Source organism: Pseudomonas indica NBRC 103045 (genome assembly GCF_002091635.1).
GTDB lineage: Bacteria > Pseudomonadota > Gammaproteobacteria > Pseudomonadales > Pseudomonadaceae > Pseudomonas_M > Pseudomonas_M indica.
Window position 1 is genome coordinate 52,240 of sequence record NZ_BDAC01000009.1, and the last position, 22,605, is coordinate 74,844.

The 22,605-nt window shown below is 58.3% G+C and carries 15 protein-coding genes and 1 tRNA gene; 14 read left to right on the top strand and 2 right to left on the bottom strand.

All coding sequences use genetic code 11. The features are described from left to right. Positions 1 to 109 precede the first annotated feature (109 nt). From rpsU to PIN01S_RS12470, 10 genes are all read left to right on the top strand, one after another. Positions 110 to 325 carry a 30S ribosomal protein S21 gene (gene rpsU, locus PIN01S_RS12425; RefSeq protein WP_003085057.1) on the top strand — a complete coding sequence of 72 codons (216 nt, stop codon included), beginning with the start codon at positions 110 to 112 and terminating at the stop codon, positions 323 to 325. Between the two features lie 356 nt (positions 326 to 681). Beyond that, the gene (dnaG, locus tag PIN01S_RS12430; protein ID WP_084335989.1) at positions 682 to 2,631 is read left to right on the top strand and encodes a DNA primase; all 1,950 of its coding nucleotides are present in this window, start codon (positions 682 to 684) and stop codon (positions 2,629 to 2,631) included. A gap of 67 nt (positions 2,632 to 2,698) precedes the next feature. Continuing rightward, entirely contained in the window at positions 2,699 to 4,552 is a 1,854-nt protein-coding gene (rpoD, locus tag PIN01S_RS12435) for an RNA polymerase sigma factor RpoD (protein WP_084335990.1), read from the top strand. Positions 4,553 to 4,702: 150 nt separating this feature from the next. Continuing rightward, positions 4,703 to 8,437, top strand: coding sequence for a bifunctional diguanylate cyclase/phosphodiesterase (locus PIN01S_RS12440; protein WP_084335991.1), 3,735 nt, complete (start codon positions 4,703 to 4,705; stop codon positions 8,435 to 8,437). 1,076 nt (positions 8,438 to 9,513) lie between these two features. Then, positions 9,514 to 11,226, top strand: a complete 1,713-nt coding sequence (gene ltrA / locus PIN01S_RS12445; RefSeq protein WP_084335992.1) for a group II intron reverse transcriptase/maturase — start codon at positions 9,514 to 9,516, stop codon at positions 11,224 to 11,226. 72 nt (positions 11,227 to 11,298) lie between these two features. Next, positions 11,299 to 11,375, top strand: a tRNA-Ile gene (locus tag PIN01S_RS12450). Positions 11,376 to 11,629: 254 nt separating this feature from the next. Further along, the gene (locus PIN01S_RS12455) at positions 11,630 to 12,751 is read left to right on the top strand and encodes a Fic family protein (RefSeq protein ID WP_084336121.1); all 1,122 of its coding nucleotides are present in this window, start codon (positions 11,630 to 11,632) and stop codon (positions 12,749 to 12,751) included. Positions 12,752 to 13,034: 283 nt separating this feature from the next. Continuing rightward, positions 13,035 to 13,919, top strand: a complete 885-nt coding sequence (locus PIN01S_RS12460) for a sce7726 family protein (protein WP_084335993.1) — start codon at positions 13,035 to 13,037, stop codon at positions 13,917 to 13,919. 5 nt (positions 13,920 to 13,924) lie between these two features. Next, entirely contained in the window at positions 13,925 to 14,857 is a 933-nt protein-coding gene (locus PIN01S_RS12465; protein ID WP_084335994.1) for a sce7725 family protein, read from the top strand. A gap of 8 nt (positions 14,858 to 14,865) precedes the next feature. Continuing rightward, entirely contained in the window at positions 14,866 to 15,891 is a 1,026-nt protein-coding gene (locus PIN01S_RS12470) for an RES family NAD+ phosphorylase (RefSeq protein ID WP_084335995.1), read from the top strand. Positions 15,892 to 15,919: 28 nt separating this feature from the next. On the opposite strand, the gene PIN01S_RS12475 is transcribed toward PIN01S_RS12470, so the two are convergent. Continuing rightward, on the bottom strand, positions 15,920 to 16,549 hold the full coding sequence (locus tag PIN01S_RS12475) for a hypothetical protein (RefSeq protein WP_139198597.1): 630 nt from the start codon (positions 16,547 to 16,549) through the stop codon (positions 15,920 to 15,922). Between the two features lie 25 nt (positions 16,550 to 16,574). Beyond that, entirely contained in the window at positions 16,575 to 18,401 is a 1,827-nt protein-coding gene (locus tag PIN01S_RS12480; protein ID WP_084335997.1) for a retron Ec67 family RNA-directed DNA polymerase/endonuclease, read from the bottom strand. 738 nt (positions 18,402 to 19,139) lie between these two features. Between PIN01S_RS12480 and PIN01S_RS12485 the strand changes: the two genes are divergently transcribed. Genes PIN01S_RS12485 through PIN01S_RS12500 form a run of 4 tightly spaced genes read left to right on the top strand, consistent with a single transcriptional unit; the run spans position 19,140 to position 22,604 of the window. Then, positions 19,140 to 20,261: an ABC transporter permease gene (locus PIN01S_RS12485; RefSeq protein ID WP_084335998.1), complete on the top strand. Its 1,122-nt coding sequence runs from the start codon at positions 19,140 to 19,142 to the stop codon at positions 20,259 to 20,261. Then, the gene (locus tag PIN01S_RS12490; protein WP_084335999.1) at positions 20,261 to 21,052 is read left to right on the top strand and encodes an ABC transporter ATP-binding protein; all 792 of its coding nucleotides are present in this window, start codon (positions 20,261 to 20,263) and stop codon (positions 21,050 to 21,052) included. The genes PIN01S_RS12485 and PIN01S_RS12490 overlap by 1 nt, the downstream gene beginning before the upstream one ends. After that, on the top strand, positions 21,052 to 21,990 hold the full coding sequence (locus PIN01S_RS12495; RefSeq protein ID WP_084336000.1) for an MlaD family protein: 939 nt from the start codon (positions 21,052 to 21,054) through the stop codon (positions 21,988 to 21,990). The genes PIN01S_RS12490 and PIN01S_RS12495 overlap by 1 nt, the downstream gene beginning before the upstream one ends. Next, positions 21,987 to 22,604 carry an ABC-type transport auxiliary lipoprotein family protein gene (locus PIN01S_RS12500; RefSeq protein WP_084336001.1) on the top strand — a complete coding sequence of 206 codons (618 nt, stop codon included), beginning with the start codon at positions 21,987 to 21,989 and terminating at the stop codon, positions 22,602 to 22,604. Before PIN01S_RS12495 ends, PIN01S_RS12500 begins: the two co-directional genes overlap by 4 nt. The last annotated feature ends 1 nt before the right edge of the window (position 22,605 follow it).

Below are 22,605 nucleotides of genomic sequence, written 5' to 3' on the forward strand. Positions count from 1 at the left end.
ATTCCGGGCCGCGAGGCGGTAACATCCGCAACCCTTAAAAACCGACGCTCTCCCGTGCCGATTGCCAGGAGCGCGTTCATCACCGGTCAATTGTGAAGGTACGCCCTGGATGCCCGCCGTCAAAGTTAAAGAGAACGAACCCTTCGACGTAGCCCTGCGTCGCTTCAAGCGCTCCTGCGAAAAAGCCGGCGTTCTGGCCGAAGTTCGCAGCCGCGAGTTCTACGAAAAGCCCACTGCAGAGCGCAAGCGCAAAGCGGCCGCCGCCGTCAAGCGTCACGCCAAGAAAGTGCAGCGCGAGCAGCGCCGCCGCGAGCGTCTGTACTAAGTTACAGGCGCTGCCAGTTCTGCCACGCCCGGCCACAAACCGGGCTCCCGGCAAGACTGCACGTATCAGCCCCGCCCGACCGCATCGCCGCAATGCTCATGCATTCGGTCTTCAGACAGCGGTCCCTGTCGCACGGGGCATATATGCCGACTCGAATTCCGAGCAGCATGACTCCAGGCCCGGCGGACCCGCGATCCAGCGACGCCGGTACCTGCTACGATCCAGATAGCTTCTGGTCTTGTCGAAATCGTTAGACCCACGCCAGCACGACGAAGCCTTCGGCAGTATGTGATCGCCCACCTGTCCAGGCGGATGCGGCAGCATTATGCTGGCGACTCGTTGCCACCGAGAACGTCATGGCCGGCCTGATCCCGCAATCCTTCATCGATGACCTGCTGAACCGCACCGACATCGTCGAAGTGGTCAGCTCGCGCATCCAACTGAAGAAGGCCGGCAAGAACTTCACCGCGCGCTGCCCGTTCCACAACGAAAAGACCCCTTCGTTCAGCGTCAGCCCGGACAAACAGTTCTACTACTGCTTCGGCTGCGGCGCAGGCGGCAACGCGCTCGGCTTCATCATGGACCACGACCACCTGGATTTCCCCCAGGCGGTCGAAGAGCTAGCCAAACGCGCCGGCATGGATGTCCCTCGCGAAGAGGGCCGCGGCAACAACAAGCCAAGGCAACCCACCGATTCGCCGCTCTACCCCTTGCTCACGAGCGCCGCCGAGTTCTACCGCCAGGCGCTGAAAAGCCACCCGGCACGCAAGGCCGCCGTGGACTACCTCAAGGGCCGCGGCCTGACCGGCGAGATCGCACGCGACTTCGGCCTCGGCTTCGCGCCCCCTGGCTGGGACAACCTGCTCAAGCACCTGGGCGGCGACGCCCTCCAGCAGAAGACCATGATCGACGCCGGCCTGCTGATCGAGAACGCCGAGACCGGCAAGCGCTACGACCGCTTCCGCGACCGTGTGATCTTCCCGATCCGCGACAGCCGCGGCCGCGTCATCGCCTTCGGCGGCCGGGTGCTCGGCGACGATAAGCCGAAGTACCTGAACTCGCCGGAAACACCGGTCTTCCACAAGGGCCAGGAACTCTACGGCCTCTACGAAGCCCGCAAGAACAACCGCGACCTCGACGAGGTGATGGTGGTCGAGGGCTACATGGACGTCATCGCGCTCGCCCAGCAAGGCCTGCGCAACGCCGTCGCCACCCTCGGCACCGCTACCAGCGAGGAACACGTCAAGCGCCTGTTCCGCCTCGTCCCGAGCATTCTTTTCTGCTTCGACGGCGACCAGGCCGGACGCAAGGCCGCCTGGCGCGCCCTGGAAGCGACCCTGCCGAGCCTGCAGGATGGGCGACGCGCGCGTTTCCTGTTCCTGCCGGAAGGCGAAGACCCGGACAGTCTGGTCCGCGCAGAGGGAACCGACGCCTTCCGCGCCCGCATTCAGCAGCAGTCGCTGCCCCTGGCCGAGTACTTCTTCCAGCAATTGACCGAAGAAGCCGACCCGCGCTCCCTGGAGGGCAAGGCACACCTGGCCACCCTGGCCACGCCGCTGATCGAGCGGATACCGGGAGCCAACCTGCGCGCCCTGATGCGCCAGCGCCTGAAGGAAATCACCGGCCTGAGCGGCGAGCCGGCGCCCCAGCACGCGTCGGCATCCGCCCACCCAGCCGACGAATACGCCCATTTCGGCGACGATGCCTATTACGAGGCCGCTCCCGCCTATGGCGATTACGACGAGCCGTCCTCGCCACAGCCCGCCTTCGAGCGCAAACCGAAAGAAAAGGGAAGCTGGAAAGCAGACGGCAAGAAGTGGAACAAGAAAGGCCAGGGCGATTTCCAGCCCCGCGCTCCGCGAACCGCCGTCAGCGTGGAGCCGCCCAACCTGAGCGCGCTACGCACCCTGCTGCATCATCCTGAGCTGGCGCAGAAGGTCGAAGATGCCAGCCACTTCGCGGCAGAAGACGACACCTATGCCCAGTTGCTGGTCGCCCTGCTGGAAGCCGTGCAGAAGAATCCCCGGATGCGTTCGCTACAGCTCATAGCCCGCTGGCATGGCACCGAGCAAGGCCGTCTGTTGCGCGCCCTGGCGGAAAAGGAATGGCTGATTTCGGCGGACAACCTTGAACAACAGTTTTTCGACACTATAACTAGTCTTGCGGCTCGCCAGCGCGAGCGCAGTCTTGAACATCTGCTTCGCAAGGCACGTCAAAGTGAACTGAGCGCAGAGGAAAAAGACCAGCTGCGCAACCTGCTCAACCGCAACAGTTCTCCCATCTCCCCGACCTCAACTGGCGCGTGAGGTCAATGCTCGGCTATAATGCTCAGCTTGTTTTTAGCCCGCCAGAACCGTCAGTGGATAGGGTGTTATGTCCGGAAAAGCGCAACAGCAGTCTCGCCTTAAAGAGTTGATCAGCCGTGGCCGTGAGCAGGGTTACCTGACTTACGCCGAAGTCAACGACCACCTGCCGGAGGATATTTCCGATCCGGAACAGGTGGAAGATATCATCCGCATGATCAACGACATGGGGATCAACGTATTCGAGAGCGCCCCGGATGCGGATGCCCTGTTGTTGGCCGAAGCCGACACCGACGAGGCCGCCGCGGAAGAAGCCGCTGCCGCCCTGGCCGCGGTGGAAACAGACATCGGTCGCACCACCGACCCGGTCCGCATGTACATGCGTGAAATGGGTACCGTGGAGCTGCTCACTCGCGAAGGCGAGATCGAGATCGCCAAGCGCATCGAAGAAGGCATCCGCGAGGTCATGAGTGCCATCGCGCACTTCCCGGGCACCGTCGGAAGCATCCTCTCCGAATACGAACGCGTCACCCAGGAAGGCGGTCGCCTGTCCGACGTGCTGAGCGGCTATATCGATCCGGATGACGGCACCTTGCCGGCCGAAGAAGTACCCGTCGAGCTGAAGAGCAGCACCGCTGCGGCAGCCGAAGAGCCGGAAGACGACGAAGAAGAAAGCGGCGAAGAATCCAGCGACGAGGATGAAGGCGATGGCGGCCCGGACCCGGAAGTCGCCCGCCAACGCTTCGGCGCCGTCGCCGAGCAGCTCGAGAAAGCCAACAAGGCCCTGAAGAAGCACGGCCGTGGCAGCAAGCAGGCCAACGAGGAACTGCAAGCCCTGGCCGATCTGTTCATGCCGATCAAGCTGGTGCCCAAGCAGTTCGATGCCCTGGTCGAGCGTGTGCGCAGCGCCCTGGAGCGCGTCCGTGCCCAGGAACGCGCGATCATGCAGCTCTGCGTGCGCGACGCCCGCATGCCGCGTGCCGACTTCCTGCGCCAGTTCCCCGGCAACGAAGTCGACCTCGACTGGGCGGACTCCCTGGCCAAGGGCAAGAGCAAGTACGCCGAAGCGATCGCTGCCCTGCAGGATGACATCAAGCGCAACCAGCAGAAGCTGATCGACCTGCAGAACGAAGTCGAGCTCAACATCGCCGAGATCAAGGACATCAACCGCCGCATGTCCATCGGCGAGGCCAAGGCCCGCCGAGCGAAGAAGGAGATGGTCGAGGCCAACCTGCGCCTGGTGATCTCCATCGCCAAGAAGTACACCAACCGCGGCCTGCAATTCCTCGACCTGATCCAGGAAGGCAACATCGGCCTGATGAAGGCGGTGGACAAATTCGAATACCGTCGCGGCTACAAGTTCTCGACCTACGCCACCTGGTGGATTCGCCAGGCGATCACCCGCTCGATCGCCGACCAGGCGCGCACCATTCGTATCCCGGTGCACATGATCGAGACGATCAACAAGCTCAACCGCATCTCCCGCCAGATGTTGCAGGAAATGGGTCGCGAACCGACGCCGGAAGAGCTGGGCGAGCGCATGGAAATGCCTGAGGACAAGATCCGCAAGGTGTTGAAGATCGCCAAGGAACCGATCTCCATGGAAACCCCGATCGGTGACGACGAAGATTCGCACCTGGGCGACTTCATCGAGGACTCCACCATGCAGTCGCCGATCGACGTGGCGACCGTGGAAAGCCTCAAGGAAGCCACCCGCGAAGTACTGGCCGGCCTCACCGCCCGTGAAGCCAAGGTACTGCGCATGCGCTTCGGCATCGACATGAACACCGACCACACCCTCGAGGAAGTCGGCAAGCAGTTCGACGTTACCCGCGAACGTATCCGCCAGATCGAAGCCAAGGCGCTGCGCAAGCTGCGTCACCCGTCGCGCAGCGAGCACCTTCGCTCCTTCCTCGACGAGTGATCGTCGGCGCAGTGCGGTATGAAAAGGCCCGTCCCCTCTGGTGACGGGCCTTTTTTTCGGCCATGGCCAGGCCCGCGATCTACCAATTTGCCACTATCCCCGTCTACACTTCGCTCAATACACCCGCCTGAATCCAAGCAGGGGCCTGCTATGCCAAGAATGCCGGCCATTCTCTTGTCGTGTCTGGCGTTCTGGGCGATGGCCATAAACGCCCTGGAACTCAGCAAAGAAGAACGCGACTGGCTGGCAGCCCATCCCGAATTGCGTCTCGGTATCGATGCCTCCTGGCCACCTTTCGAGTTCCGCGACGAAAAGGGCAACTACCAAGGGCTCGCCGCGGATTACGCCAAGCTGATCGAACAGCGTCTCGACATCCATCTGACGCCTGTGGAGTCGAGCAGTTGGAGCGGCGTACTGGAACAGGCCCGGGCCGGCGAACTGGACCTCCTCCCCGGCGTGATGTCGACGCCGGAGCGTCGCGCGTACCTGACCTTTACCCGTCCCTACCTCGATTTCCCCATTGTCATCCTGGCGCATCGCGATGGTCCCCAGCCGCGCTCGATGGACGATTTGTATGGCCTGAAGATCGCCGTCGTCGCCAACTATGCGCCGCACGAGCTGCTGCGCCACTCCCATCCCGACCTGAGTCTCGTACCGCTGCCGAGCGTCAGCGCCGCCCTGGCGGCACTGGCCAGCCACCAGGCCGATGCCATGGTGAGCGATCTGGCCTCCAGTGCCTGGACCATCCGCGAACTCAAGCTAGAGGGCCTGCAAGTCAGCGGCGAGACGCCCTATCGCTACCAGTTGGCCATGGCCGTACCGAAGCACCACGAAATCCTCGCCGGCATCCTCGACAAGCTCTTCGCCGAATTGGATCAAAGCGAAATCTCCGCCCTCGAAGAGCGCTGGGTGGGCGCCGACCTGGCCCTCCCCAGCCGCTGGCACGACATCCTGCTCTACGGCCTGCCCACTTTCTTCGCGCTATTGGGCGTTCTCGCCATCGTTCTGAACATCAACCGGCGCCTCAGCCGGGAGATGGCCCATCGCAACGCCCTGGAACAACAACTCCGCAGCAGCGAGCGACACTACCGCGGCCTAGTGGAGAGCCTGTCCGCGATTGCCTGGGAAGCCCGGCTGAGCGACCTGACCTACACCTACGTCTCGCCGCATGCGGAGAAGCTGCTCGGCTACCCGCCGGAGGCCTGGATGGAGCCCGGTTTCTGGCTGGATCACCTCCACCCGGACGATGCGCCGATGGTCCTGGAGCACTGCCGGCAGGAGCGCGAAGCCGGGCGCGATCACAGCCTCGACTACCGCATGTACCACGCCGATGGCCGGTTGATCTGGATTCACGATATCGTCACGCTCATCCAGCACGGCGACGCACCCATCCTGCGCGGCCTGATGATCGATATCACCGCCGCCAAGCAGACCGAACAGGCGCTGCGCCTGTCCGAGCAGAAGTTCGCCATGATCTTCCACCATTGCCCGGACATCCTGGTCATCGCCCGGCGTGAGGACGGCCGTCTGCTGGCCGTCAACCGGACCTTCGAGCAGCACATCGGCATCAGCGCCAGCGAGGCGATCGGCAAGACGGCCACCGAGCTGGACATCTGGGGTATCCCCGACATCGGGCCTCGCCTGCTGCAGAGCCTGCAAAGCGAGCAACTGCACAACCTGGAAATGCCCTTTCGCAGCCGCAACGGCCAACTGTTCACCGGTCTGATCTCCGCGCAACCCGTCCAACTCGAGGACGTACCGGCGCTGGTGGTCATCGTGCGCGACATCAGCCAATTGAAAGAAACCCAGCAGCGCCTGCAGACCTCCGAAGAGAAATTCGCCAAGGCTTTCCATTCCTCCCCCGACGGGCTGCTGATCACCCGCCTGAGCGACGGCATGATCTTGGAGGCCAACGAAGGCTTCAGCCGCATCACCGGCTACAGCCTGAAGGAAGCCGCACAGCGCACGACTCTGGAACTGGGCGTCTGGGCCAGCCCGGAAGATCGCCAGCGGATGGTCCGCCAGATCAACGAGCGTGGTCTGCTCCGCGACTTCAAGGCACCCATTCGTACCCGCAGCGGCGACATACGCATCTGCGAATTGTCCGCCCAGGCCATGCCCATCGGCGGCGAGCCCTGCATGCTGACCATCGCCCGCGACGTCACCGAGCAGGAAAAAATGCAGGAGCGTCTGCGCCAGGCCGCCATCGTTTTCGAGAGCACCGCCGAAGGCGTGATGATCACTGACACACAGCAGCGGCTCACCGCGGTCAATCGCGCCTTCAGCGAGATCACCGGCTTCAGCGAGGAAGAGGCCTTGGGCCAATCGCCGCGCATTCTCGCCTCGGGCCAGCACGACATGGCGTTCTACACCGCCATGTGGCAACAACTGGCCGCGCAGGGCCACTGGCAGGGCGAGATCTGGAACCGGAGAAAGAGCGGCGAGCTTTACCCGAGCTGGCTGACCATCAGCGCCGTACAGGCCCCGGATGGCCTGATCACCCACTTCGTCGGAGTCTTCGCCGACATCTCCAGCCTCAAGCACGCCCAGGCCCGGCTCGACTATCAGGCGCACCACGACCCACTCACCGGCCTGCCGAACCGACTGCTGTTCGAAAACCGCCTGCACAGCGCCATCACCGATGCGCAGGACGAAGGCCGGCGCGGCGCCGTGCTCTTCCTCGACCTGGACCGCTTCAAACACATCAACGACAGCCTCGGCCATCCGGTCGGCGACCTGCTGCTGAAAAGCATCGCCCTGCGCCTCAAGGAACAACTGCGGGACATCGACACCGTGGCCCGCCTGGGCGGCGACGAATTCATCATCCTGCTCCCCGGCCTGCAGCAGCCAAGCGACGCCGGGCACGTGGCCGACAAACTGCTTGCCTGCTTCGAAGCGCCCTTCCACACCGCCGACCATGATTTCTTCATCAGCGCCAGCATCGGCATCAGCCTGTTCCCGGAGCACGGCGAAGACGTCGCCACCCTGGTGAAAAATGCCGACGCCGCCATGTACCGCTCCAAGGCCAAGGGCCGTAACCGCGCGGAGTTCTATACCCGCGACCTGACCTTCGAAGCCACCGAACGCGTCGCCCTGGAACACGAACTGCGTCGGGCCCTGGAACGGCAGGAACTGAGCCTCTGCTACCAACCGAAGTTCAGCCTCACCGAACGCCGGCTGGCCGGCGCCGAAGCGCTGATCCGCTGGAACCACCCGATCTACGGCGAAATCCCTCCGGACCGTTTCATTCCACTGGCCGAAGAGAACGGCCTGATCCTGCCGCTGGGCGACTGGGTCCTGCAGGAAGCCTGCCGGCAAATGCGCGCCTGGCAGGACCACCACGCTCCCTTCGGTCCGCTCTCGGTGAACCTCGCCGGCGCACAACTGCGCCAACCGCAACTGCTCGCCCGCATCGAACAACTCTTCGAAGAGTCCGGCCTGGAGCCGGCGCGGCTGCAACTGGAAATCACGGAAAACTTCATCATGAGCCAGACGGAAGAAGCCCTGGCCATCCTCCACCAACTCAAACGCCTGGGCGTACAACTGGCCATCGACGACTTCGGTACCGGCTACTCCTCCTTGAGCTACCTCAAGCGCCTGCCCCTCGACACCCTGAAGATCGACCGCTCCTTCGTCCGCGGCCTGCCCGACGACCCGCACGACGTCGCCATCGCCCGCGCCATCATCGCCCTGGGCCGCAGCATGCAACTCACCGTCATCGCCGAAGGCGTGGAGACCAAGGCCCAGGAACAATTCCTCGCCCTGCAGGGCTGCGAACAGATCCAGGGCTACGTCTTCAGCCGGCCCCTGCCCGCCGACGCATTTGCCAACCGCTTCCTCGAACCGCGCCAGACCGTTGGCGCTGCGGAAACCACCTCGCTATAATCCGCCGGCCTGTGCGACACGCGTAGCGTGTTTCCTCCACCAAGCTGTATGGTCAGCTTGATGGGATTTCCGCAAGGAAATCGAATACTCGGGTACCCATCCCCGGGAAACAAAACCAGCCCGGAAGTCCAATGCCTTCAAGGACTTACCGCTGCGGCGGACGGCATAGCCCATAGATCGTTCAGCTCTCGGCAGCACGATCACAGAGCCAGCTGCACCGGCTTTGGAGAGCATCCTAAGACACCAACCCAAGCGGGGGAGATGATCCCCGCAGGGGTCGCCTCCTGCCAATTTTTAACAGGAGGTAACACTTTTCCGACCAACGGTCATTTGACTGTCTTGGCACGGTCCTTCCTCAGGAGACATAAGCGAAAGCTCTGTCTGTCATTGTCCAACCACGGCTGACACAGCGTGGGAGCGGACCCGTTGTGCGACCAACGGTAGCCTACGATGGCGTGCATCACTGGTAACGGTGGTGTTCGAAGCCCATCTGACAACGTAGCCCCTATCTAGGGTGCAGCCCTTCCGCGAGGCAGGCTGTGGATACTCGGAGCAGTGCCGGGTTGAGGCGCTAGGCTGGCTGGTATGGGCAACACATGTGAACCGCTGATAAACACCGTAAGGATTGACAAGCCAAAGCTGCTGTCAGGCTTGAACCAAAAGGTACGTGGTCGGTTATCCCCGTAGGCTGTGGGGATACGTCGCCATTCAAGACCACCGGTGAAAAGGCGGGTCCTAACCCAGTCGTGTGACAGACAGGGAACGTGGTAAGCCCGTATCGCTGCCCTCTGGGCAGGTGAGCCGTAAGGCGAGCTGTTGGCGGTGCGGGTATGGGATCGCAGAGAAAGCGAATGCCGGGCTGTAATGGTTCGGATAGGGGTTGGAACATTACCCCACGGGAAACCGGGCAGACTTCTGCGTGGTCTACCGTCGCAAACGCTCTGACCGAAACCGTCTCAACTAACCCAGGGTCAGCAACACCGGCCCTTAATAACCTTACCCTGGCGGGTGCACGCTCCCGTCAGGGAGTACGTGCGCCTTTCGCTCGGGTGGTTTCCACTTGAGAGGAAAGAAGCATGAAAGAGCTCAGCCTAAAAGCAGAGTCTGCGCTTTCCGGCAAACCGCAACAGTGGCACGACGTCGATTGGCGGCGCGTCCAGCGGAATGTCCGAGGTATGCAGGTGCGAATTGCGAAGGCTTGTCGGGAAGGCAAATGGCGCAAGGTCAAATCCTTGCAACGGATGCTAACCCGCTCGAAGTCAGCCAGATTCTTGGCTGTACGGAGAGTCACGGAAAATCAGGGGAGCCGGACGACGGGAGTCGATAAGCAACTCTGGGATACACCCAACACAAAATGGGAAGCGGTTGGTCAGTTGAAGACGCGGGGATACAAGGCTCGGCCTTTACGGCGGGTCTATATTCCGAAGTCGGATGGCCGGGAGCGCCCTCTGGGCATTCCGACCATGACGGATCGGGCCATGCAGGCGCTATATTTGCTGGCTCTATCTCCTGTCGCAGAAACCAAGGGCGATCCAAATAGCTACGGCTTCAGGATCGAGCGCTCTACAGCAGATGCGATGGCGCAGTTGTTCGTGTGCCTCTCGGCGAAAGTTTCAGCTCGCTGGGTGCTGGACGCGGACATCGAAGGATTCTTCGACAACATCAACCACGAGTGGCTGATAAGGAACGTCCCTACGGATACACGGGTACTCCGGCAGTGGTTGAAAGCCGGGGTTATCCACCGGGGACAGCTACATGCAACGGACGCGGGTACGCCACAGGGAGGCATCATCTCCCCAACACTGGCAAACCTGGCGCTCGATGGTCTGGAATCGCTCCTCAAGCAGCATCTAGGAGTGACGAGGGCGAAGAAGCTAAAAGTCAACGTGGTGCGTTACGCGGATGACTTCGTAATTACCGGGGCCTCTTTTGAGGTTTTGGAAAAAGAAGTCAAACCATGGATCGAGCATTTCCTGGCGGTACGCGGGTTACGGCTCTCTCCCAAGAAAACTCGTATCGTCCACATAGATGAAGGCTTCAACTTCCTCGGATGGAACTTCCGGAAATACGATGGAACGTTGTTGATCAAGCCGAACAAAAAGAACATCAAAGCGTTCTACGGCAAGATCAAGGAGGTCATCGACACCCACAAGACGAGCAAGCAGGAAGACCTGATCCGACTGCTGAATCCAATCTTGAGGGGATGGGCGCTTTACCATCAGCCAGTAGTAGCCAAACAGGCGTACAGCCGGATGGACAACAGGGTTTTTCTCAAACTCTGGCGTTGGGCGAAAAGGCGGCACCCGAACAAGTCCCTGGAATGGATTCGGAAGAAGTATTTCCGGCCACAAGGGGATAGAGGATGGGTGTTCGCTACCACGGTTCTGGATACCGATGGGACAACTCGGGAGATCGAGCTGTACTCGCTTGCGGGCACACCGATCGAGCGGCACAAGAAGATAAGTGGGGAATACAATCCCTACGACACAGCCATGGAGGCCATGGGCGAAAAGCTGCGGATGGCTCGGATGCTGAATAAGCTGAAGTACCGGAAGCAGATAAGCAGCCTATACGCTAGTCAAAAAGGGCTGTGCGCGCTCTGCAAACAACCGATAACCAGGGAAACCGGGTGGAATGACCACCACATCATATACCGCTCACAAGGCGGTGGTGACTCCCTGGAGAACCGGGTACTATTGCACCCCGATTGCCACCACCAGCTCCACGCACGTGGTCTGTACGTGAGCAAACCGGCCCCCTCGGGGGTTTTGGATAGGCTTGAGCCGTAAGCGCTGAAAAGCGCACGTACGGTTCTTAGGGGGGGAGTCGGTCAGTAATGACCGGCCCCTACCCGACTCTGGGGGCCTGTAGCTCAGTCGGTTAGAGCAGAGGACTCATAATCCTTTGGTCCAGGGTTCGAGTCCCTGCGGGCCCACCACCTTCAAAGCCGCGCACTGCGTAGGCGCATAACAGCGACCTGCTACCACAACATCCCGTTTCTTAGTTCTATGAACTGGATGGCATCTTCTTCTACGAACGAACCTGCTCCGGAACATCATGCGCGACGGACGCATACAGTTCCGCAAGGCGTCGCACGGCTTGATTAGACAATGAGCCGAATAGCTCGCACAATCAGCTCAATAAATGAGCCGAATAACCCCTCTAATCGGCTCACAGATGAGCAAGCGCCCCATGAACGACCCCATCTGGATCTGGCAGCAGCCCGACTGGCCCCAATTCAGCTGGCAAGCCGAACAGCTTGCCCCGCTGCTGCGCGCCTGCACCCAGGCTCAGGGGCGTTTGCTCGGCATGCTCGGTGCTGTTGGTGGTGATACCGAAGTGCAGAGCAGCCTGGATGCCATGCTGCAGAACATTGTCACCTCATCAGCCATCGAGGGTGAACAGCTGAATGTCGGCTCGGTGCGTTCATCACTGGCACGGCGCCTGGGGCTGAACGAAGAAGGCCGCACCACCTCTCGCTCCGAAGGCCTGGCGGAACTGCTACTCGATGCCACCCGCGCACACCAACAACCGCTGGACGAACAGCGACTTTTCACCTGGCACCGTTGGCTATTCCCCAGCGACGGCCAATTGCTAGCTCGGCCACTACACATCGGCGCACTGCGCGGCGAAGAGCCCATGCAGGTGGTTTCCGGTCGCATCGACCAACCGACCGTACATTTCGAAGCGCCTCCGCGAGCAGGACTGGAAGCGCAACTGGCGAACTTTCTCGCCTGGTTCGAGAGCAGCCGCAGCGATGCCAGCCTCGATCCCTTTCTGCGCGCCGGCATTGCCCATTTCTGGTTCGTGACCCTGCACCCATTCGATGACGGCAACGGCCGCCTCACTCGTGCCATCACCGACCAGGCATTAGCTCAGGGCGAGCAGCAGGCCATCCGTTTTTACGCCATGTCAGCTAGCATCCTCTACGACCGTGCCGGTTACTACCGCATCCTCGAAGCCAGCCAGAAAGGCACCCTGGATATCACCGCCTGGCTGCAGTGGTTTCTCGAAACCTTGCTCAAGAGCCTGGAGCAAGCCCTTGCCCGTATAGACCGCGTGCTGGTCAAGGCGCGCTTCTGGCAGGCACACCGCTGCCAAACCCTATCGGCGGAGCAAGTCAAAGTGCTTAACCGCCTGCTCGATGGCTGCGAACGGGGTTTCGAAAACGGTATTAGCGCAGCCCAGTACCAAGCCGTGGCCAAGGTATCCAAAGCAACCGCGACCCGCCATCTGAGCGACCTGCTGGAAAAAGGCTGCATCGAGCGGCTGCCCGGTGGCGGGCGCAGCACCCGTTACCAGATAGCACACTGAGCTCCTGAGCCGAGCCTGTCAGCCCCTGGTGCGTCATTGCGCCGTAGGACAATGTCGCGATTCTCTTGAGGCCAATTGGCTGCCTGACGGACGGTCAGCTCGCGGTCACGTTACGGTTTGTCGCAATGCCCGCTGCTTTCGCCGCCACCTGAACTAGTCTCTTCCGACCCAAGGAGCGCCACAGTTCCGCATTGGAGTGCCAGCCAAGTGTCCCCGTTACGTACGTATAGTCTAGAATTACATACCGCTTTTGGCGTTTAGGTAAGCGGTCTACGGAGGAATCGTGTCACCAAATGCATCACAGCTCTCAGCGCTATCACGGCTGTTTTCCCCTGGCGTTTTCCGTGAAATTTCACAAAAAGGGCAGTCGGCGCTGTTTGCTCGCCTATTCTCGCAGACGGGAATTGTCGGCAGGTCAAACCAAACGGTTGCTGATGCTTTCGATGCAGCGTTTGCAATTCTCCGACGCGCCGGTTACCGAGACGAGTACGTCTATCGCGCTGCGTTGACACAAAATGTTTTACTCGGCACTCATTCTCTCAATAGTGCCAGCATGCTCACCGAGTTCCGTGCGGGGTCTTGCAAAGCCGACTTAGCGATCTTGAACGGAACAGCAACAGTTTATGAAATAAAGTCCGAACGAGACTCCCTTACTCGACTAGAAAACCAAATTAATAACTATAAAAAAGTCTTCGCCAAGATATACGTTATTGCGGGTGAGGCACACGTCAATAGCGTACTGAGCAATACGCCTCTCGATATTGGTGTAATGTGCCTCAACCGCCGAAGCCATATTTCAAAAATTCGCGAGGCTGTTGATAGATCAGAGAGTGTATGCCCCATTACAATCTTCGAGTCACTACGTGCCGACGAAGCCCGCTCTATTCTTAATGATCTTGGCGTAATAGTTCCGGACGTACCGAACACTATACTGCGCAGTACTATGCGCGACTGTTATGCGCAGCTTGCACCAAAAGACGTTCACCACGCGATGGTTCGCACCCTGAAACGCACACGGAGCCTTGCCCCTCTCAGCGAATTTATTGAGAGACTGCCGTTATCGCTACGTCCCATAGCGCTTTCGGTACAAATACGCAACACTGTTCAACAGCAGCGTTTTATTGAAGCCGTAAGCCTCCCTCTCATCAAAGCCATGGACTGGAAATAATCTGAATGTATTATCCATATTTTCGCGGAAAACAATTCGAGCTGATTTCCGTACGTGACAACGCTCCGCTTATGGCTGCATCGAATTTTGCACCTATAATCGAGCCCGTCCGAGAGGCATTGAGCGGCCTTGAGAGATCAATAAAAGCAGTATGCGAAGCAAATGGAAGAGCGATAGTGATCGTTAACCCATATCATGGCGATCATAGAGAAAACGGGGCCGGAATAACGGATTTCATCCGGGAATATATTGATAGCCCTTCGATTGGTGCCGGAATTCTGCTCCGCCAAGATATGGGAATAGCGGAGGCGATGCAGCTTTGCGAACGACACCACCAACATCAGCTGAACTTTATTCATGCAGGGTTCACACATGGGAAGGAGTTGGCACAAGAGCTAGGAGAGAGGCTGACTACCACACGCCAGATTTTTAATGAGAGCCACTGCCAAAAAACTTACCGAAAGCACTTTATCGGAAGCGAGCGCATTCTTCTACGCGACGGATTCAAACGTCGGCGAAATCGAGACTACCCGCCAGTTGAGTTGTTTTCTGATCTTAATGTGACCTTCGAAGAAGAAGGCATGAATGCTTTCGGAGACTTTTCTATTGTCGGGGATGATTATTCCGAATCTGGCGGCCCAGCTTATGCGGTAGCTATCCACCTAACATTCATCGACCCCGATCAAGATGATGCAATGTTTATATATCACTTTGTATCTACAAGCCAAGATACGCCTACTGATCCGGCAGGAAAGTTTGCTGAAGCGCTTGATAAGCTAATTGCAAAATTGGAGTCAGGGAATTCCAAACTATACGAAACAGACGCTCTAAAAGAGTTGCGCTTGCTTCATGCAAAGAGGCATTTCCCTGGATTGGGCTACCTAAAGAAAATCTCGTTAAATCATCACATTGAGACCATGGCCCAATTTTTTAGCTGAGACAATTTATGCCTGCCTACTGCTGCCCTGAGTGCTTTGGTGACCGCGGCTTAAAGCAAAGCATTATTCCGCTGATCTCCAAGACGGTTGGAAGATGTGACTTCTGTGATGCCACCGAGCAGAACCTAGTAGAACCCCAAGCCCTTGCAGAATGGTTTCATCTCTTAATCAGTATTTATGAACCAGATACAAACGGCAAGCTTCTAGTTGAGTGGTTGAAAGAGGATTGGGAACTTTTTTCAAACCCGAAAATGGATATTGCTCATGCGAAAGAATTGCTAGGCGAAATACTTGACGACGGAGATATTGTTCGCCGGAACTTCTCTCCATCTGAGAAGTATAAAAGTGAAGTTCTTGTTAGGTGGGAGACCCTCCGCGACGAGTTAATGTACAAAAATCGCTATTTTTTAGACGAACCTTTAGATACGGATCGCCTTAAAGAACTATTAGATCATCTACCTGCAGACAATTTACCTCAATTATGGTATCGAGCTCGAATACGCACTGGTCAATCCAACTATGATATAAAAGATATGGGCCCACCGCCCAATCGATTAGCATCTCATGGTCGAGCAAATCCGCCTGGCATTCCATATTTGTACGTTGGTTCACAGCCGGACACAGCAGCATCGGAAGTACGGCCTCACACTGGCGAAGTCGCTTGCGTTGCGGAATTCGCTATAACTACCCCTCTTAGAGCGGTTGATCTTCGACATCCCAGAAGACTCGTATCTCCATTTTTGCTAGGGGACGCTAGTGCCATTGGGCAACTGCGCGCAGACATTCCCTTTCTTGAGCGCTTAGGAGAGGAACTAACCAGGCCCGTCCTACCTCAAGGAGCAGCCATTGACTACGTCCCCAGCCAGTACCTTTGTGAATTTATAAAGAAGAGCGGCTATGACGGAGTTATATACCGAAGCTCAGTCAGTGACGGAATGAATTTGGCACTTTTTAACCCCGCCAAGGCAACGGGCGGAAATGTAAGCCTATACAAAATTAAACGAGTATTGGTGGACGTTCAGAGGGAGGGATGAAAATTATATTTTGACACTATCTGCTCCCTCATTGATCCGCCATCAATAAGTATACCGGCTTGTAACCACCCATATACCCAAATGGATGATAGCCACCAATCCCTCTACTCTTCGTAACGATAGATTTAACGGCGCCCAATATTATATCCAGACCGATCCATCCTGCCTCTAGTTCGACAATACGCAGGACTTCTTCGAGGTCGTCAATCACAAGCCTCTCATACGGGCCTTGATATAGAACTGACTCATTCACTGCAATGGTAAAATCTACATCACTGGGCAACGCCTTGGCTAAGTTCACCCAAATAAACCGGTTGCAATGGCCCAGCTCTATTAGATTTTTTGCCAATGGGCAGCCGGCAATCATGGGAATACCTAAGCTATGTCCCACGGCGGCCGCCACAACTATTTCCTGATTAATCTTAACATGAATCAAGCCATCGTCAGCGTTCGAGATCTTAGGACGTCTAGCATAAAGACCTAACACTCTAAATCTCGACTCACGATGTAATCCCCTTGAAAATCTCGACCCCTCACGAGTCATCCATGGATAAATTGGGGTTACGAACGAATACCTCTCTTTCAGTTTTCTGACCAACTCAGGAATAAGCACATACTCTGCAGATCTTTCACAAACATAACTTACTAACTTAGACATAATCTTTGCCACTAGCCAGCAGCCATCACTTGATAGAGTTGTAGTGATCTATGCATTGTACAATCCTATCCAAAATTGGTCTAAACCCTACAAAATCAATATTTCCCTTTTTAGCCAAAACAACCTTCTTAGCAAACACCTCCTTTCCATACTCTTTAGCAGGATCCATCTTATTTGATGGGTTGAATGTTTTTCCGGAGACTATCTCTTTCAATGTGGACCGACTGAACAGATCCTCAATTGCTGTACTTTTTGCTGTACCCAAAGGGGTTAGCACTAGATAAAGATTATGAAGCACATGAATAAAATCCGAATTTCGGCACCCAGCAATCCCGAGTCCCGCCGGATAAACAGCTGCGTTAGTTATTTTACTTTTCAGCAAAACCTCAATGGAGTTAAAGCCTGTATCATTATCTAAAATCACAATAACGGGATTAGCAGGCTTTGGCGCCATATAAAAGTCATAGTGCTTTTCGTATGTTTCTATGAAATCTTTAAGGTAAGAAGACCCACCGTATAACTGAAGAAGAAATCTTGTCCGCTCATTATATTTAAACAGAGAAACCAAAAGCTCATAGGGTTTGGTTGAGGTCTTGGCTCTCGCAAGCTTTGGATATTCAGCGGCGAGTCTATTTATAGCTGATTTTATGTATACGTTGTCAGTCTTCCCCTCACAAAGAATCGTAGGCTTATCGTTACCGTAAAATGCTCGATAATACAAAAATCTGCTAAAAGTTCGCTCCCTACCACTAAGAAGCCCACGAGTATTTAACTTGTGATTAGCCAGCGCATACTCTGGATTCAGCGGATTTTTTTGCCGCAGACGATTATAATAGTCAACCTGATCAATAAAATTCAGACGACCCTCCAACTCAAATATGTTGCCATCCTTGATTTCATCGCCGTCTTTTATAGTGAACTTTCCGGTCCTAAAAAGTAAGTGACACTGAGATTTTACCGTTCGCCAATACTCACACTTCACATTGGGCTTTCTATTCACCACCAGACCAGTAACATCTTGACGAGAATCCTTATACTGAATCCGTGTTTTCTTTTTATTTATCTTCAGCCCCGCCCGAGCAAACTCACCCTTAAGATCATCGCCATATACGTAGCCTTCAGAATCCCACCTTACAAGATTTGAAGGGAAAACCTTTTCTCTCGTAGAGAAAGTTATATCATCTGCATAGCGCGAATACGTGCAAGAATTTTTCCTTGCGAGTGCCGCCAGCCTGATATCCAAGCCATGCGTAATCAGATTAGTTATGACTGGAGAGCAAGGACTCCCTTGCGGCAATTTATTATCGTAGCAAGCAATTTGCGCAATTACAGTGGCGACATCCGGATGAAGACGGAAGTTATTATTTTTTATGAAAAAACCTCTAACCCTTCCAAAATTAAAGCTATCAAAGAAATCCTTTATATCGATATTTAGAACGCTATTCTTATTTAAATGCATCAAAGCGTTTGTAATAATTGATCTCTTACGCACGAAACCATGAGACAACGTTGAGGTATAGACATACTCCACCCGCTTCGCTCTCTTACCATCTGAAAGCCTATCGGTTTTCGCAAACTTTCCTTTTGGCGCGCGCGGCGGCTTTGCTTTATTAATTTCGTCAATGCAATCTTGTAAAAGCGTAGAGAGCGACGACTGAACAGCCTTGAGGCGCTCAGACGGAGAGTTAATTTTTCGTATTCCACCGCTTTTCTTAGTAATATTAAAACTGGTGTACTGCGTAGAAGGTTTCAACACATACAACAGATACGTAAGAGCGGAGGCTTTAACTCCTAAAAGCAGCGCGAGTTCAGGCTTTGTTCGAACTGCCCGAAGAGCATCGACTTTTCTCATTGTGCGGCACTGAGCTGAGGGGGGAAGGGTGGCTTATGGGCACTCCTACGCAAACTGGAGGGACCGTCAAAAGTCGACAAGTCTCATCGGGCAGTCCTTTCGGACATTGTTTTCACTGATCGCGATCCGCGATCCAAAATCTGCCCATAAGCCAAGGACGACGCTATCAAAGCGACATCACTAATTCAAGCCAGATGTTAAAGATCTCATATCTAACGTCTCGGCCATCCCGGTGCCGCTGAAGCAGCGTCCAGACTAACCTGCCCCTTATGCCAAGTTCGCTTGTTCTAATAGCACTTCTTATCGATAAGTCAGACGCTGGGGAAACACCCGCTATGCCCCTCGAGGACGTGGAAGAATCCCCAAATCGGTAAGCGTCCTCGAAAAAACAGTACACTGGAGGTACACTGCCTAGCTTGTGTCACTTTTGGGAAACTTCGCTCAAGCCCAGTAACGACGCTGCTTTCAGCTTATTTTACCTGCGCTGAGCTGCTCACGGTTTTACTGGATTTGCGGCGTTTCGAGGCAACTCATAATCCTTTGATCCCGGGTTCGAGCCCCTACGGCCCCACCATCTTCGAAACCACAAACCGTACGCCCCCCCTGCTTCCCAGATCACCCCCTGATCCGCCCACTACGAACCCCGCCCCCGCAGCTCCCCTGGCCCCACTTCCCCCTCCCCCCAAACCCACCTATGCTCCGGTGGTCAATACAGGGACGGATAAACGAAGGATTCCCATGCAGGCGGGCAACCTGGAGCTACAGACTTCTTCCCGGCCTTTCCGGCTGGCCGTTTCCGGCGATTGGACGCTGGCGCACTATGCCGCGCTGAAGCGGCGGGTCGCGGAGGTGGTGCCGCAGTTGCAGGCGGATAGTCCGGTCAGTCTGGATGCCCTCGGCGCGTTGGATACGGCGGGGGCCGGGTTGTTGGTGGAGTTGCTCGGGCCGGCGCGTGTGCGCGAGGCGGCGGAGGGGTTGCCGGCGGAGCGGGTGGCGTTGCTGCGTACGGTGGCGGCCGCGCTCGATCAGGAGCCGATCCGCGACATTCCCCATCACTACGGCCTGGACGATGTGCTGGCGCATATCGGCCGGACCGTCGAGGCGGTGTGGCGGCAGCAGCGGACGCTGCTCGGCTTCATCGGTCTGACCCTGGAAAGCCTGGCCCGCACCTTGCCGCGCCCGCGCCGTTGGCGGGTGACGTCGCTGGTGGCGCACATCGAGACCAGCGGGCTGGACGCCATTCCCATCGTCGCGCTGCTGACCTTCCTGGTCGGCGCCGTGGTGGCCTTCCTCGGTGCCACGGTGCTGGCCGATTTCGGCGCCAGCATCTATACGGTCGATCTGGTGGCCTTTTCCTTCCTGCGCGAGTTCGGCGTGCTGCTCGCCGCGATCCTCATGGCCGGGCGAACGGCCAGCGCCTTCGCCGCGCAGATCGGTTCGATGAAGTCGAACGAGGAAATCGACGCCATCCGCACCCTCGGCCTCGATCCCATCGAGCTGCTGGTCCTGCCGCGCCTGCTGGCGATGCTACTGGCGCTGCCGATCCTTACCTTCATCGCCATGCTCAGCGGCATCGTCGGCGGTGCGCTGGTGTGCGTGGTCAGCCTGGACATCTCCACCGCCATGTTCCTGTCGATGCTGCACGATCACATCGATGTGCAGCATTTCCTGGTGGGCATGGCCAAGGCGCCGGTGTTCGCCTTCCTCATCGCGGTGATCGGCTGCCTGGAAGGCTTCAAGGTCAGCGGCAGCGCACAGTCGGTGGGCGAACACACCACGTCCAGCGTGGTGCAGTCGATCTTCATGGTCATTCTGCTGGATGCGCTGGCCGCGCTGTTTTTCATGGAGATGGGCTGGTGATGGCCGGCGACGAGGTGCTGATCGAGGTGCGCGGGCTGGTCAACCGTTTCGGCAGCCAGACCGTCCACGACGGGCTCGACCTGGATATCCGCCGTGGCGAGATTCTCGGCGTGGTCGGTGGCTCGGGGACGGGCAAATCGGTGCTGTTGCGCAGCATCGTCGGCCTGCGCCGGCCGAATGCCGGCAGCGTGCGGGTGTTCGGCGAGAACCTGCTGGCGCTGGGCGAGGAGGCCCGCTCACGGATCGAACGGCGCTTTGGCGTGCTGTTCCAGCGCGGGGCGCTGTTCTCTTCGCTCACCGTGCAGGAGAACATCGCGCTGCCGTTGATCGAGCACGCCGGCCTCGGCCGCGACGACGCCGAACATCTGGCCCTGCTGAAGATCGCCCTGACCGGGCTGCCGGCCAGCGCCGCCGAGAAATACCCGGACGCGCTGTCCGGCGGCATGATCAAGCGCGCCGCCCTGGCCCGCGCCCTGGCCCTGGACCCGGAGGTGCTGTTCCTCGACGAACCCACCGCCGGCCTCGACCCCATCGGCGCGGCGGCCTTCGACCGGTTGATCCTGACCCTGCGCGACGCCCTCGGCCTCAGCGTGTTCCTGGTCACCCACGACCTCGACACGCTCTATTCCATCTGCGACCGCGTCGCCGTGCTGGCGAAGAAGCGCGTGCTGGTGGCCGACAGTCTGGAGCGGGTGGCCGCCACCGACGACGACTGGATTCGCGACTATTTCCACGGCCCACGCGGCCGTGCGGCACAGCAGGTTGCCGCCCCCTTGCAGGAGACTCCCTGATGGAAACCCGCGCCCATCACGTGCTGATCGGCCTGTTCACCGTCGTGGCGGTGGGCGGTGCGTTGCTCTTCGCGCTGTGGCTGGCCAAGTCCAGCGTCGACCGCGAATTCGCCTACTACGACGTGATCTTCAACGAAGAGGTCAGCGGCCTGTCGCCCGGCAGCCCGGTGGAGTACAGCGGCATCAAGGTAGGCGACGTCACCCAGCTCAAGCTGGACCCGCAGGACCCGCGCAAGGTGCTGGCGCGCATTCGCGTCTACGGCGGCACGCCGATCAAGCAGGACACCCGCGCCCGCCTGGCCCTGGCCAACATCACCGGCAGCTCGCTGATCCGCATGTACGGCGGCTCGCCGGAAAGCCCGTTGCTGGAGGGCGTGGACGGCAATCCACCGGTGATCGTCGCCGACCCTTCGCCGATCTCCAAGTTGCTGGCCAATGGCGAGGACCTCATCAGCAGCATCAACGAGCTGGTCAACCGCGCCAGCCAACTGTTCTCCCAGGAGAACGCCGACCGCGTCGGGCAGACCCTGGCGAACCTGGAGCAGACCACCGCGGTGTTCGCTGCCCAGCGCGAGGACCTCGGCCAGACCCTGCGCCAGCTCGGCGACCTGGGCCGCGACACCCAGGCCGCGCTGCGCGAGTTCACCCGTCTCGCCCACAACGCCAACGGTCTGCTCGACCAGGAAGGGCGCGGCCTGCTGGCGCGTGCGGAGAAATCCATGGCAGCCCTGGAGCGCTCCACCGAACGCATCGATCTGCTTCTGCAAGGCAACGAGGAGTCGCTCAACGACGGCCTCCAGGGGCTCGGCGACATCGGCCCGGCGGTGGACGAACTGCGCGCCACCCTCTCGTCGCTGCGCAGCGTCACTCGCCGCCTCGAGGAGAACCCGTCCGGCTTCCTCTTCGGTCGCGAAAAAGCCCAGGAATTCCAGCCATGAAGCGTTACCGCCTCCTGTCCCTCGCCCTCTGCGCCACGCTGTCGGCCTGCTCCGTCCTGCCACAGTCGGAACCGTTGCGCATCTACCGGTTGCCGAGCCAACTCGCCCCCGCAACGGCGACCACCCCGGTCGACTGGTCCCTGCGGGTCGGTACGCCGCTGACCAGCCGGGTGCTGGACAGCGCCCGCATCGCCGTCATGCCCGAGGGCGACCGCATCAGCAGCTACCAGGGCGCGCGCTGGAGCGATAGCGCACCGGCGCTGGTACGCGACCGGTTGATCGAAGCCTTCCACGACGATGGCCGGGTACAGCGCCTGAGCAGCGACGAGAACCGCCTCCACGCCGACCTGGAATTGGTCAGCGATCTGCGGGCCTTCCAGAGCGAGTACCGGGACGGCACGCCCCACGTCGTGATCCGCCTGGACGCCCGCCTGGTGCGCAGCGCCAACCAACGCATCGTCGCCAGCCGGCGTTTCGAGGTGAGCGAGGCGAGCCGGGATGTGGCAGTGGAAGAAGTGGTCCGGGCCTTCGGTCGCGCTGCCGATGCCCTCGGCCGGCAGATCGTGGACTGGACCCTGGCACAGGAAGGGGCGGCGACCACCCCCGTGCGCTGAT